Annotated in this window: 13 protein-coding genes; 6 read left to right on the forward strand and 7 right to left on the reverse strand. The window is 42.4% G+C overall.

Translation table 11 applies throughout. The features are described from left to right. Nucleotides 1-14 precede the first annotated feature (14 nt). Nucleotides 15-332: an EthD family reductase gene (locus NWQ57_RS21000; protein WP_306024148.1), complete on the reverse strand. Its 318-nt coding sequence runs from the start codon at nt 330-332 to the stop codon at nt 15-17. A 120-nt stretch (nt 333-452) separates the two neighbouring features. Between NWQ57_RS21000 and NWQ57_RS21005 the strand changes: the two genes are divergently transcribed. From NWQ57_RS21005 to NWQ57_RS21020, 4 genes are all read left to right on the forward strand, one after another. Beyond that, a complete protein-coding gene (locus tag NWQ57_RS21005) occupies nt 453-1,787 on the forward strand; it encodes a mechanosensitive ion channel family protein (RefSeq protein ID WP_306024149.1) in 1,335 nt (444 codons plus the stop codon). A gap of 31 nt (nt 1,788-1,818) precedes the next feature. After that, complete coding sequence (locus NWQ57_RS21010) at nt 1,819-2,793, forward strand: D-cysteine desulfhydrase family protein (RefSeq protein ID WP_306024150.1); 975 nt, start codon at nt 1,819-1,821, stop codon at nt 2,791-2,793. An 89-nt stretch (nt 2,794-2,882) separates the two neighbouring features. Next, nucleotides 2,883-4,073, forward strand: coding sequence for an extracellular solute-binding protein (locus NWQ57_RS21015; protein WP_306024151.1), 1,191 nt, complete (start codon nt 2,883-2,885; stop codon nt 4,071-4,073). Beyond that, nucleotides 4,070-6,298, forward strand: coding sequence for an ATP-binding protein (locus NWQ57_RS21020; protein ID WP_306024152.1), 2,229 nt, complete (start codon nt 4,070-4,072; stop codon nt 6,296-6,298). The genes NWQ57_RS21015 and NWQ57_RS21020 overlap by 4 nt, the downstream gene beginning before the upstream one ends. A gap of 121 nt (nt 6,299-6,419) precedes the next feature. Here NWQ57_RS21020 and NWQ57_RS21025 read toward each other — a convergent pair whose 3' ends face one another. The 4 genes from NWQ57_RS21025 to NWQ57_RS21040 form a co-directional block, all read right to left on the reverse strand. Next, on the reverse strand, nt 6,420-6,899 hold the full coding sequence (locus NWQ57_RS21025) for a thioredoxin family protein (protein WP_306024153.1): 480 nt from the start codon (nt 6,897-6,899) through the stop codon (nt 6,420-6,422). Nucleotides 6,900-6,951: 52 nt separating this feature from the next. Further along, a complete protein-coding gene (locus NWQ57_RS21030) occupies nt 6,952-7,854 on the reverse strand; it encodes a LysR family transcriptional regulator (protein ID WP_306024154.1) in 903 nt (300 codons plus the stop codon). 85 nt (nt 7,855-7,939) lie between these two features. Beyond that, nucleotides 7,940-8,161, reverse strand: coding sequence for a hypothetical protein (locus NWQ57_RS21035; RefSeq protein WP_306024155.1), 222 nt, complete (start codon nt 8,159-8,161; stop codon nt 7,940-7,942). Between the two features lie 155 nt (nt 8,162-8,316). Beyond that, nucleotides 8,317-8,496: a hypothetical protein gene (locus NWQ57_RS21040; protein WP_306024156.1), complete on the reverse strand. Its 180-nt coding sequence runs from the start codon at nt 8,494-8,496 to the stop codon at nt 8,317-8,319. Nucleotides 8,497-8,680: 184 nt separating this feature from the next. Between NWQ57_RS21040 and NWQ57_RS21045 the strand changes: the two genes are divergently transcribed. Continuing rightward, complete coding sequence (locus NWQ57_RS21045) at nt 8,681-10,138, forward strand: RimK family protein (protein WP_306024157.1); 1,458 nt, start codon at nt 8,681-8,683, stop codon at nt 10,136-10,138. Nucleotide 10,139: 1 nt separating this feature from the next. Next, nucleotides 10,140-11,285: a GNAT family N-acetyltransferase/peptidase C39 family protein gene (locus NWQ57_RS21050; RefSeq protein ID WP_372340960.1), complete on the forward strand. Its 1,146-nt coding sequence runs from the start codon at nt 10,140-10,142 to the stop codon at nt 11,283-11,285. A 24-nt stretch (nt 11,286-11,309) separates the two neighbouring features. Here the strand turns inward: NWQ57_RS21050 and ung are convergent, their stop codons facing one another. Together ung and thrC are read right to left on the reverse strand one after the other, a co-directional pair. Next, complete coding sequence (gene ung, locus NWQ57_RS21055; RefSeq protein WP_306024158.1) at nt 11,310-11,969, reverse strand: uracil-DNA glycosylase; 660 nt, start codon at nt 11,967-11,969, stop codon at nt 11,310-11,312. A 5-nt stretch (nt 11,970-11,974) separates the two neighbouring features. Next, complete coding sequence (gene thrC / locus NWQ57_RS21060) at nt 11,975-13,258, reverse strand: threonine synthase (RefSeq protein WP_306024159.1); 1,284 nt, start codon at nt 13,256-13,258, stop codon at nt 11,975-11,977. Between the last annotated feature and the right edge of the window lie 10 nt (nt 13,259-13,268).

Here is a 13,268-nt window from a genome sequence, read left to right on the forward strand (position 1 = left end):
CTTACCTTCAATAATTACTGATCACTTGCAATAAGTACAACTGGTTGACCACCTGTGGAAATTTTAACCGCATCAGCAGCCACTGATTGCATCTCTGCACTCATCATTGTTTGTTGTAAGGCCTCCATCGAATCAAATGGTAAGCTAAACATTTGATAATACGCCGCATTTCCCAAAGGAGTAGCATGGAATTTACTCACGGTATACGGCGGTTTATCTTTAGGTATCTTGGTCTTTTCATGAAATAAGGCAAGATGTTGCTGATAGTCTTGGTCAAATTTTTCTGCGTCGGTGGGATGAGGGTAAAGTACACGTAAACTAGCCTTGGTCATAATGACTCCTGTGGATTATTGGGTGAATGCGTTTACTCAATGTATCACTGAGTATTCTAAACATGATTATGCCTCAATGACGTAGTAATATGGTGTAAAGATGTCAAAGTAAGCGAAAAGATGAACACTGATCTGATTAAACAATATTTTGAGCACAGCTTGTTATTAGTGCAACAAACCCTCAGCACGCCATTTACTTACTTACAAATTGCTATCGTCTTATTGGTTTACCTTTTGGCCTTTTTGTTAGCAAAAAAAATCCGCAATCACATTGGTGTCACAAATCATCAACCGCCAGAGACCGCCCACCCTTTACATAAACTGGCCTTTCGTTTAGGCGGCATTATTTATCCTTTGTTATCCATCATCATGTTACGGGTATCCACTGAAATTAGCGGCCACACTGCGCACACCGCGTGGGTCATTAATACCGCTTATTTTATTGCGGTCATCCTGTTTTTCCACTTTTGCATTCAGGCCTTTGTTACCCATCGATTTGCCGCAAATTTATTTAGATGGGTAGGTTTACCAACGCTGATCTTGCACTTATTAGGCTATTTACCAATTTTTATTGCTGAGCTTGAAGATGTCTCGCTAAATGTGGGCAACGTAAGTGTTTCAGCTTATGGGGTCTTACGTGTGCTAATTTTTGGCACCTTACTTTTTTGGTTGGGCCGAGCATCAAGTAGCCTGGGTAAGGACATTATTCGCAAACAAGAACATCTTGATGTTCCGACTCGAGAGGTGTTTTCTAAACTTTTTGAGGTCGCCCTATTTTGTGTCGTATTTTTGCTTTTACTCAACGTAATGGGCATAAACCTGACCACATTGGCAGTATTTGGCGGCGCGGTGGGCGTGGGCCTTGGCCTCGGCTTGCAATCGATTGCCTCAAACTTCATTTCAGGGATCATCATCTTATTAGACCGGTCATTGACGGTAGGTGATTATGTGCAATTGGATGATAACACCAAGGGGTTTGTCAGAGAGTTTCGTATGCGCTACGCCGTATTAGAGACCTACGATGGTAAAGATATCGTGGTACCCAATGAAATGTTTATCTCGTCTCAATTTATTAATTGGACTCACAAAGATCCCAAACAGCGCTATCGAGTTGACTTCTCAGTACCCTATGCAACCGACGTGCGAGCGATGGTGGAAATAATCAAAGTCGTCGTTGCGGAGCACCCACAAGTGATTAGCGGTGAGGACGTGCCTTTTGAAGAACGTCCAGACTGTGAAATTGACAGTTTCGGCGATTCTGGCATCAATATGTTTGTAGAATTTTGGATGCAAGGTGTCGATGACGGCAAAAACCGGGTGGGGGGAGATTTAATGCTCAGTATTTTGGAAACCCTCAAAGCCCATGATATACATATGCCATTCCCGCAACGTGAGGTGACAATTCTAAATGCCGAGCAAATGGCTAAACCCATATCCAATAATAATCCGCTATAGAGTAGCGTACTAATGCTAAATGAGAGCGCTTATGCAACGGTTTAATCGACAAGCACTAGGTTTTTTCCCCACGCCTTTTCATGCTCTACCCAATTTTAGCGCTGCGTTAGGCGCAGTTGACATTTACATTAAGCGTGACGATTTGACTGGACTTGCCATGGGCGGCAATAAAACCCGTAAGCTAGAATATTTATTAGCAGAGGCAGTCAGCCAAGGCTGCGACTGCATTATTACCGCTGGCGCAATACAGTCCAATCATTGTCGTCAAACAGCGGCCGCAGCAGCCTTACTTTCATTACCCTGTCATTTATTGTTAGGTGGCCACAAACCTTCCAAGGTAAATGGCAACTTATTGCTGGATTATTTGCTAGGCAGTACCATTCATTGGCAAGGTGAAAACCGAAAAGGAGAAGGCATCCCTGACCTCGTTGCACGCCTAAAACAGCAAGGCTTAACACCTTATGTGGTGCCTTATGGTGGCTCAAATAAAGTAGGCGCCCTGGGTTATGTTAACGCCATGCAAGAATTACAACAGCAGTTGGCAAACACCTCTATTAGCCACATCGTATTTGCCTCATCTTCTGGTGCAACCCACGCTGGCATGATGGTTGGCAAGAGCCTAGTGCAACAAGATTACCAAATCGTGGGAATTAATATAGACAAAGACGAAAATGCCAACAAACCTTTCAAACAAGTTATTGTCGATATTGCGAATGAAACGGCACAGCAGCTCGATTTAACCGAGCGATTTGACTTGCATGACCTCGACCTACGCGATGATTATATCGGTCAAGGTTATGGCGTGGTAGGCAGCGCAGAACAAGAAGCCATTAGTCTACTAGCCCAAAGTGAGGGGATTTTACTTGATCCCGTATATACTGGCCGCGCTATGGCGGGTCTAATCCATCTTGTTCGGAGTGGCCAGATACCCGCATCAGCTAAGGTCCTCTTTTGGCATACTGGCGGTAACCCCGCCCTTTTTGCTTATGCTGACGCATTAACCTAGGCGCGGCTTGTGCAATCTTCTCCTCTACACAGCGCTAAGAAATTTTGTGTTAGGCTAGGGCCATCTTATTGCGAAGTTGAAAGATAAACATGCGTTTGTATTGCCTCCCCTTACTCATCATATCAATGGTCACGGTGTTGTCGTCAACTCATACCTTTGCCGCTTCCAAGCAAACCATATCGATTGTTATCGGACATGAAAACACCGCCCTACTCGACATATTGAACACCTTTACCCAACAAACAGGATACGAGATCAACACCCGTATTTTTGACAACGCGGACCTAAAGGCACAGTTATTAAAGCATGCAAATACAGATTTACCTGATGTAGCCTTGATTCCAGGTGATTTTCTTGGTCTTCCTTATTTGCAACTAAGTGAAATTAAACCGAGTGTATTAAACAAAAATATTGGCGAGCGATTCAAAAAAAGCGCTATGGTAGATGGAAAGTATCTTGGTATCCCCATTATCGCAGGCAATCACCTCGTACTGTATTATAACAAAAGTATGGTCACATCCCCGGCCACTCATTGGCCCGAATTACGTTCGCAGCAGCAAGCCATAAAGCAAGGTAATAGCATTATAGCGTGGAGCTTTAACGAAATGTATTGGTTGATCCCCACTATTACTGCCATGCAAACACTGCCCTTAATTGGGGAACAGATTCAGCTCAACACCCCCGAAATGCAGAGGGCTATTCAATTTTATTGGAACTTGGCTGTTACAGGTGTCGTTGATGAACAATGTGACTATCAATGTGGTATCGACAAATTTGAGCGAGAGCAAAATGCCTATTTAATTTCCGGATTTTGGTCCTTTCGACAACTTAGCACGCGTCTTGGCAGTAAGTTGGGGATTGCACCGTTGCCAGCCATTAACGGCCAGCCTATGCGATCTTACTTCACCTCACATGTATTGGCTTTTCTAAACCATTCGTTAACAGGTAATAAGCGCGAAGCCCTATTGGCATTAGCAAATTTTATGCAAACAGAGCAAGTGCAACAAGCGTTGTGGCATCAGCTCAATGCTCTACCGGTCAATTCCTTGGTATTGAACAAGATTGAAATGCAAGCCAGTAGCAATGTTCAAATTGTTATTGATTTGCTTAACCAATCAGAGCCAATGCCCAATAATTTTAAGATGGCCGTAGTATGGGAAGCGATATCCATCGGATTTAAACGGTATGCTGCGGGTGTTGTTGATGCCAAACAAGCAACAGAGCTTATGCAGCATCTAGCCGAAGAGTCGACTCAAACGACGGCGAGTGATGCACGATGAAACAGATTCCCTTCATCCAATTGTTATTTAGGCAAGTTGGCTTGTTTATTCTGATCCCTATTATTTTGGTGATCTCTTACTCTTTAATAATGGCTTACCGAGCTGAAACCACCTTGATGAAAAATGCGATTCAGTCAAGGGGGTATGCCGTCGCTTCAGATATCAACGGAAAGTTAACCCGCTATCAATACGCAACTATCGAGCTAAGCCAGAATAAAGGGCTCGCTGAAGTAGCAAAAAATATTTTGTATTCGCAGTTTGTTGATAAAAGCTTACAACAATTTGTACAGCACTATGATGGTATAGAAAGTGCCTTCATTATGGATGAAAAAGGCTTTGTTGTATCAGGTTATCCCCTAGTAACACTGCGCGCTAAATCCCCCGAACTTCAGCAAATTGTGCAACGGAAATTGGCGAATACACACCATGCCTCTAACCTTCCTGAACTGCATTATTTTGATGTTGCAATGCTCAATCTGCAACAGACTTCCACCAGCCTTGATACTGGGCATCTTGTATTTATCACCCGTTTACAAAGAGAGACCGAATCCATTATTAACCCGATGGAAACCAACTCAATGCTATTTGTGGTGCTATCACAAGAACAGTTGTTACAGGTATCTTCGACAAAAAGTACGGATTTATCATCACAAGAATACAACGTACTGAGTAGTCGAGAACAGACTCTCTCAACCATTGATGTTGAAACAAAAACCTATGCCAACAATCCGTTTTTACTCGAGCTACCTATTTGGATAAACGATCGGCCAATGCCACTTAGTGTCATTAATTATCACCAAACGTCCAATTACTTCTTAGCCGTTTATCAGAATATCGCCGTCACATTGTTAGCGCTATTGATTATCTTTGTTGTGACTTATTATTTTTTACGGGTTTGGATGCAAAAACTTAATACGCCTATTCGAGAAATGGTGCAACTTAGCCATCAAATCGCAAAAGGGAATTACAAGCTTCCTGCCGAACAGAATCCTTTTATAGAGTTTCACCAGATTCACGACGCATTAAAAAAAATGGCGCTGCAGATCAGTAATCAAATATTTGATTTGCAAGAAGCGCGGCTCAAAGCCGAAAGTTCAGACAAATTAAAATCGCAGTTTTTGGCCAACATGAGTCACGAAATACGCACACCTATGAACGGGGTCCTTGGCGTTTTGCAATTATTAGAGCAGCAAATAACTGATCCTCGACAAGCTAAAATGCTGGATACGGCAATTACGTCAGGTGGCAATTTAATGCGTATCCTCAACGATATTCTTGATTTATCAAAAATTGAAGCCGAGCAACTGGAAATCGAACACGTAGCATTCAATCCAAAACTATTAATAGAAGATGTGTGTGATTTAAGCCGCGCAAACTGTCAAGAAAAAGGCCTCGTGTTTAATGTGCGTATTGACGAACAACTTAATATGCTGTGGTCGAGCGACAGCCTTAGAATAAGCCAAATCTTGTATAATTTGCTCTCTAACGCCGTTAAATTTACTGCCAAAGGATGCATTTCATTTGAGGCACACTATTGTCTTAAAGAAGGCCGTCATCTTCTGCAATGCAGTATCAGCGATCAAGGTATTGGCATTAGCCCATCGCAACTTAAATTGTTGTTTACCCCGTTTAAACAGGCTGATGCTTCAACCACCAGAGAGTTTGGCGGAACAGGCTTAGGGCTCGTTATTTGTAAAAAACTTGTGGAGCTTATGCACGGCGAATTTTCGGTGGTCAGTGAGCCTGGTGTTGGTTCATGTTTTACCTTTAATGTTGAGCTTCAACAGGTGGTCGTCACACACCCTGAACCAAGCGTTCAAATAAAAGATGAAAGGCCTCCTAACTTGCAAGACAAACGCATTTTGATCGCTGAAGACAATATGATTAACCAAGAAATAATCAAACTAATGCTAGAAGACACCCAAGCAAAGATTTGTTTGGTTAATAATGGAGAAGAAGCCCTAGAAGCTTACCAAACCTTCCTGCCCGACCTCATTTTGATGGATGTACAAATGCCAATAATGGACGGCGTCACGGCAATACAACAACTAAGAGCACAAGGAATGGACCAGCCCATCGTGATGCTAACCGCAAATGTGAGTCAACGCGATGTGAGTCACTATCTTTCGATAGGCGCCGATCAAGTACTGGGTAAGCCCACTCAATTAGAAGAACTGTACACGGTACTGAGGCATTTCTTAACGCGCACCGAAATAGTAAAATAAGCAAGTCGCGTGACGTCTATCGTCTATGTATCAGAAGCTTAGGTTCAATGCATGAATGTTAGCTTTGCTGGAGCGTAGATTTCCTTTTAAATATATAACGCTCGTGTCCCGAATCAAGCCCTTACTTAGCGAGGATGGCGGCTAAGTCCTGAGCAATATTGTTATCTGGTTTCTCAATAATACGGCCTAATTCTTTGTCCCCATCAAATAGGATAATGGTGGGAGTGAAGCGTAAATCCAAACGTCGATACAGACCGCTGGGCTCCTGTTTATTTTGATTAACGCCTATAAGCTGCAGATTGTCTTGGCTTAGCCCGACAAGATCAAACAATTTAAGTAAGCGAGGTACTTCTCGCTCGCTGTCATGACACCAAGTACCAAACAACACCACTACTTTTAAGCCGTTTAACTTCGCCGCTGCTGATAGCTCTGCAGCAGTGGGTTGGTAAGCGTGGTATTCAGCCTCAAAAGCGGGATAGGCAGACAATAATTCGGCAGAACTTAGTTCACCCACTACTATTTTTTCTTGAGCGACCTGGCCGTTCGTTGATTGGCAGCCCCAGATCAATACGAGCAATAGGCATAAAAATACCACACGCATTAGGTATTCCTCTCTTAACAAGCGCTAAAATGCAGTAATGCCAGCATGAGTGCTAGTGATTTAGCGCAATGACCTCTTCTTGTTTTGGAAGGTTCAATAAAAATTCAATGAACTCGGCCAAACCAACATGATTAACTTCTTTCAAAAAAGCAATTTGGAGTGAGCAATTAAACTCACCGCAATCGTCTAACTTAGTCAAAAGACCCTTGAGCACATACTCTTCAGCAATGGTAACTGGTAATAAGGCCATGCCCCCTTGAGTTAACAATAAATCCAAGGCGATTCGAATGGAACTGGTATTAAATTTCGCCTCTTTGGCTTTAGGAAAAAGCTTTTCAACCTCTTCACGAGCCTTACCGTGCCAATCTAGACTAATATAACGTTTGGCCATAGACTCAAGGTCCTCTTCACCAAACTGCTTAACATAAAGAGCAAGCGGCACGTTTAATAAGGGTAACGTTTCGATCTGCTCAGACTTGAGGGGCTCACTTACCACGGCTAAATCAATAGTGCGGTTATGCAATTGGCGCAACAATAAATCATTGGTCATGATTTCAGCTCGCACGGTCAATGCCGGAAAGTATTCACTGATGCAGGTTAAGGCGTTGCTTAGGTACAACTCCCACGCATTAGGTGTGCCGGCTAATGCAATGTGTTGTACATTAAAATTATTGATAGCTTTAACAGCATCATTTAAGGTCGCGGCTAAATTTTCAGCAAAAGGCACTAACTTTTGGCCTGCTACCGTCAGTTGGATACTATTACGATTGCGAATAAATAGAGGACTGTTGAAGTACTCTTCTAACTGCTTAATTCGAGCACTGACCGCGGAAGGAGTAAGATAAAGATTTTCTGCTGTCTTACCAAAATGGCGTGTTTTCACCACTTCAAGAAAGGTAACAAGGAAACGCACGTCCATAGATAAAGCTTGTTGCTGAGTTGATAAGTAATTCATACCTTGAATAGGCCTGAAATACAATACTTAACATGCTGAATTACTCTGCTCACGTTAAGTATTGTTCAGTATTTTAGAATCAGTCTTACAACTTCTTCACTGGAGCATAACCTTCTGACTCCAGTTCTTCGTTAACGCAGCTGAGTAGATAAGCAGCTAGTTTATCTGCCGCAATACCATCGTCTTCTGCCATTTCTGTACAGAACTGCTTTAACTCTTTCAACAATGCTTCGTCGGCCGCTGGTTTTTCGTCGGCATACAAAGAAAAACTTAATAACCCTACAAACAATAATGCAACAGTTTTCATGCTTTCTCCGCAATAAAAAAACACCAAATAAGCCAAAAATTTTGGCCATTTACACAAAAGGCGCATCAAACAGTTACCTGTTGATGCGCCTTATAACCGAGCACTCAAAACTCACCAAAACAATCAAATAGAAAAAACGGTGAAACGTTTAATTGCTACTCGGCTGTGAGGTGTTTATTTTTTGACTCAATATTCTTTTGTCTTTTTTCCCGCTGTTTTTTCTCAAGCTCTGCTCGAACTTTAGCGGATTTTTTATCTTTTGCTGAAGCATCAAAATCATCTTCATCAAATTCGTCTAAACTAACGCGATTATCTTTGCCCATAACATTTATCAAAGGTTGCTAACACCACTTGATTCTAAAACACTGTGCGTAAAAGCAAAGTGAAATAAATTGAACGTCATGATGAAAAAATTTTGTTCAACTACCTGCATATTGCTACGCTTAATAAGAGTAGTATTCGCGCAAATTTCTGTTGTTCTATTTGCAGCCTCTAATCTGCTTCTAAAAAAGGTAAAACATGTTTAAAACCTTAGTTGTTGTCGACCATCCACTCAACTTACCTGATAGCGAATTAACCATTGTTAATTTTGAGCAATATCTGGCTGAATATCCAAAAGCCGGCGAGCCTAAAATTCGTATTATTAACTTGTGCGATACGGAAAAATACTTAAGCCAAGGCTATTACTGCTCCTTACTGGCCGAAGCTCGCCAACATAAAGTATTACCCAGCGTAAATACCATTAATGACTTGTCGTTAATGCCGCCTAAAGATCAAGAATGGGTCGAAATTCCCTTAAGCAAAAGTCAAATACCTGCGGTGATCAGTGCTGACGAAAAAGAATTCTTGGTATTTTTTGGCTGGACAAAAAACGAATCGCTACGCAAGTTAGCTAAATTCGCTTTTGAAAAGTTTCCGGCGCCTATTTTAAAGCTGTCTGTTGCTCGCGATGCGCATCAAACTCAACTTATTTGTAGTGCGATTGGCGTGAATGAAATTGCCCCTGAACTTTGGGACCAATTTACTGCCAGCTTAGAACATTTCACTTTAAAAGTGTGGCGTAACCCTCCAGGTCGGAAGCGCGCTCGCTGGGATATGGGCATATTAGTCAACCCTGATGAAAAAACACCGCCAAGCGATGCCAAGGCAATTCAGTTGTTTATAAAAGCAGCCAATAAAGTGGGGATTAATGCCGAAGTATTTACTGCCGCACAAAGTGCTCAGTTATACCAATATGACGCGTTATTTATTCGTGAGACAACCTCGATCAAGCACCATACCTATGAATTAGCCCGCAAAGGTGAAAAAGAGGGCATGGTGGTGATGGACGATCCTACGTCTATCTTACGTTGCTGCAATAAGGTGTTTTTGCACGATGCTTTTAGCTACCACAATATTTCTGCACCTAAAACGCACTTTGTGTCTAAATCTGACCCTGCGACCATTGACCGCTTAGAGACGGAGTTTAGTTACCCTATCGTGCTTAAGTTGCCAGAGAGTTCGTTTTCGCTAGGTGTTTTTAAAGCGAAGGACAGAAGCGAATTAACCAGCAAGTTAGATATGATGCTTAAGCAATCGGCTTTAGTGCTAATTCAAGAGTACTTGTATACCGAATACGATTGGCGCATTGGTGTACTAAACGGTCGTGCGATCTATGCTTGTCGTTATTTTATGGCGCGTAACCACTGGCAAATTTATAACCATGGCTCTAAGCGCAACAATGCCGGTAACTTTGAAACGATCCCAACCTTTGAAGTCCCTCGAGCAGTATTAGCCACTGCGATTAAGTCTTGTGAGATTGTTGGCAATGGCTTGTATGGTGTTGACTTAAAACAAGTTAATGACAAAGTTTACGTTATCGAAGTCAATGACAACCCTAACCTAGACAGTAAAATTGAAGACAAGTACTTAGGTGACGAGCTATATCGTGTCATCATGCAAGAGTTTGCAGATCGCCTTGAATACCGAGGCCGCTAGATTGCAAGCACTCAACCAACATTTGGCTGAGGTGGTAACACCTACCCAAACGATAGAAGTCCGAGATGCAAAATACTCGGACTTGGCTCAATTAATGGCATTGGAAAATCGTTGTTTTGCCGGCGACCGTCTTAGTAAACGCAGTTTTCAACATTGGCTGAAGGCACCTAACTGTGTGTTTCAAGTGATCTTGATTAAGCAAGTTGTGGTGGCATATGGCCTGATCATTATGCGTAAAGGAACGCATTTGGCGCGTCTGTATTCCATTGCGGTTGATAGCGAGATTCGAGGACTAGGCATCGGTAAAAGGCTGTTGCTTACCCTGGAACAACAAACCTTAGAAGCCGGTAAATTGTTTATTCGTTTAGAAGTGGCAAAAAATAACGAAACCGCGATTAATTTGTACAAGGGGCTCGGCTACAAAATTTTTGGTAGTTATGAAGCCTATTATGAAGACAATACTGATGCCTTGCGCATGCAAAAAAACGTACGCCAGAAGCAATCGTTGCAACAACTAACATCGTATCCTTGGTATCAACAAACCACAGAGTTTACTTGTGGTCCGTCTTCACTAATGATGGCCATGGCTAAAATTGATGAGAAAGTTAACTTAAATCAAGCGCTTGAACTGGATATTTGGCGAGAAGCTACCACCATTTACATGACCTCAGGCCACGGTGGTTGCCATCCTTATGGCCTGGCCTTAGCGGCAAACAAAAGAGGCTTTGAAGTACTAGTTTACGTCAATCTCACCGGTCCCTTATTTATTGGGGGAGTACGCAGTCAACACAAAAAAGACATCATGCAAGCCGTCGAACACCAGTTCCGTAGTCAAGTAGAAGAGGCCAATATTGAGGTTCGTTTTACAGATGTCAGCCCCGAAGATCTTGAATTTCATATTCGACAAGGGGCCAGTGTCATTAGTTTAATTAGCACCTATCAATTGGACGACAAAAAAGCGCCACATTGGGTATGTGTCACAGAAATTGATGAAGACTATTTGTATGTTCATGATCCTGACCCTGATGATCACGACGTTGAGTCTTTAGATTGTCAACATATTCCCATTGCGAAACAAGATTTCTATAGCATGTCTTGTTTTGGAAAAGAGCGTTTACGTACCGCGGTGATTATTCACAAACGTTAAGCAGAACTTTAAAATCTGTAGCCGTTATACTTGCCAATTAATGGCTGATTTACCTTGTTCAAGCAGCAGTTGATTGGTCTGTGAGAAGTGTTTGCAGCCAAAAAAACCGCGATACGCTGACAAGGGTGAAGGATGCGGGGCATGCAGTACATGATGTTTGTTCGCATCTATCGCTGCCCCTTTTTTCTGAGCATGACTGCCCCACAATAAAAATACCGTACCACAAGTGTGCTCATTGAGTAGCTCAATCACTTTATCGGTAAACCTTTCCCAACCAATTTTACTGTGTGAATGCGCCTTACCCTGCTCTACTGTTAGGACCGTATTTAATAACAGCACTCCTTGTTCTGCCCAAGACTGCAAATAACCATGAGATGGTAAAGCAAAACCTGTTACGTCGTTGAGCAATTCTTTATAGATATTCGCTAAGGAAGGAGGTGGCTTAACGCCAGGTAAAACTGAAAAACTTAAACCATGTGCTTGTTTGGGACCGTGATAAGGATCTTGTCCTAGTATAACGACTTTGACCTTGTTAATTTCAGTGACTTTAAATGCGTTAAATACATCAGCTTGCGCTGGAAAAATGCACTTTCCAGCTGCTCGTTGCGCAGCGACATAGGTGATTATATGCTGAAAATAAGCGTGCTGCTTTTCTGCTGCTAATAACGCTTCCCATGTCGCCATGTAACTTAGCCTAAAAGTGCAAAGAGATGTGCTTTTAAAGCCTCGTAGTCGTTCGCTAAATCAACAGAGAAGCTCTCTTTGCCAGCACACTCCGCTAAAGGTTGCGGTAAACTAATAGGCTGTCCTAATACATTTTCAACTGTCTCACGGAATTTAGCAGGGTGAGCCGTTCCTAAGAAAATGCCCGTTTGACCCGGCTCCAAATGACGCACCAAGGCTTTATAGGCAATCGCTGCATGAGGCTCACTCACATAACCCAGTTGCGCTAATTGACGCATAGCCACTTGAGTATATTCTTCGTCAACCGTATCACCACTAAGCACAGATTTATCTAAATAACCTTGTTCAATAATCGCTTCAATGCGAGGCCAGTTATTTGGCTGACTTACGTCCATGGCATTTGACAACGTGGCGACGGTAGCCTTAGGATCCCATTCGCCGGTTTTTAGATACCGAGGCACGGTATCGTTGAGGTTAGTTGCTGCCACAAAGTGACTGATAGGCAATCCCATTACCTTAGCAATCATCCCAGCGGTTAAATTACCAAAGTTTCCACTCGGTACGGAAACCACCACATCTTCGCGCTGTTCGGCGCTTAGTTGCGATAAGGCCTCAAAGTAATAGCAAACCTGAGCCACTAAACGGCTTATATTAATGGAGTTCGCCGAGTTAAGGTGTAAACCAACTCGCACATCTGCATCATCAAACGCGGTTTTAACTAATTGCTGACATGCATCAAAATCGGCATCAATTGCCACCGTGTGAATATTGTCGCCCAGTGTGGTAAACAGTTTTTCTTGCAGCTGACTGATTTTGCCTTTGGGGTACAAAATCACCACATCAATATTTTCGATACCGTGGAAGGCATGAGCCACTGCAGCACCAGTATCACCAGAGGTGGCTGTTAAAATCGTGATTTTTTCGCCTTTGGCAATTTCAGTTAAACACTGTGCCATAAAACGACCACCAAAATCTTTAAATGCCAGTGTTGGACCGTGATATAACTCTAAACTGTAAATATTGTCAGTGACCTTGACTAATGGCGCAGGAAAAACAAATGCCCGTTCCACAATACCTTGAATGGTTTCTTTAGGTAATTCGTCACCAATAAGTGTGCTCAGAATTTCTACACTGCGCTCAACAAAAGGCTTCGCCAACAACGTTTCAATATCATCAAATGTAGGCAATTTTTTAGGGAAAAATAAACCCTGATTTTTGCCTAAACCTTTTTTTACTGCTTCTGCAAAACTAGCTGTATCTGCAGCATCTTTTAAATTTTCGAGTTCCAAAATTTAATTA

Origin of the sequence: Paraglaciecola sp., assembly GCF_030730205.1 — a bacterium.
Lineage (GTDB): Bacteria > Pseudomonadota > Gammaproteobacteria > Enterobacterales > Alteromonadaceae > Paraglaciecola.

What these genes read in the sequence shown, in the direction of transcription:
- NWQ57_RS21030 (WP_306024154.1), bottom strand. Translation starts at nt 7,854, where the DNA reads ATGAATTACTTATCAACTCAGCAACAAGCTTTATCTATGGACGTGCGT.
- NWQ57_RS21010 (WP_306024150.1), top strand. Translation starts at nt 1,819, where the DNA reads ATGCAACGGTTTAATCGACAAGCACTAGGTTTTTTCCCCACGCCTTTT.
- NWQ57_RS21035 (WP_306024155.1), bottom strand. Translation starts at nt 8,161, where the DNA reads ATGAAAACTGTTGCATTATTGTTTGTAGGGTTATTAAGTTTTTCTTTG.
- NWQ57_RS21005 (WP_306024149.1), top strand. Translation starts at nt 453, where the DNA reads ATGAACACTGATCTGATTAAACAATATTTTGAGCACAGCTTGTTATTA.
- NWQ57_RS21020 (WP_306024152.1), top strand. Translation starts at nt 4,070, where the DNA reads ATGAAACAGATTCCCTTCATCCAATTGTTATTTAGGCAAGTTGGCTTG.
- ung (WP_306024158.1), bottom strand. Translation starts at nt 11,969, where the DNA reads ATGGCGACATGGGAAGCGTTATTAGCAGCAGAAAAGCAGCACGCTTAT.
- NWQ57_RS21015 (WP_306024151.1), top strand. Translation starts at nt 2,883, where the DNA reads ATGCGTTTGTATTGCCTCCCCTTACTCATCATATCAATGGTCACGGTG.
- NWQ57_RS21025 (WP_306024153.1), bottom strand. Translation starts at nt 6,899, where the DNA reads ATGCGTGTGGTATTTTTATGCCTATTGCTCGTATTGATCTGGGGCTGC.
- NWQ57_RS21000 (WP_306024148.1), bottom strand. Translation starts at nt 332, where the DNA reads ATGACCAAGGCTAGTTTACGTGTACTTTACCCTCATCCCACCGACGCA.
- NWQ57_RS21045 (WP_306024157.1), top strand. Translation starts at nt 8,681, where the DNA reads ATGTTTAAAACCTTAGTTGTTGTCGACCATCCACTCAACTTACCTGAT.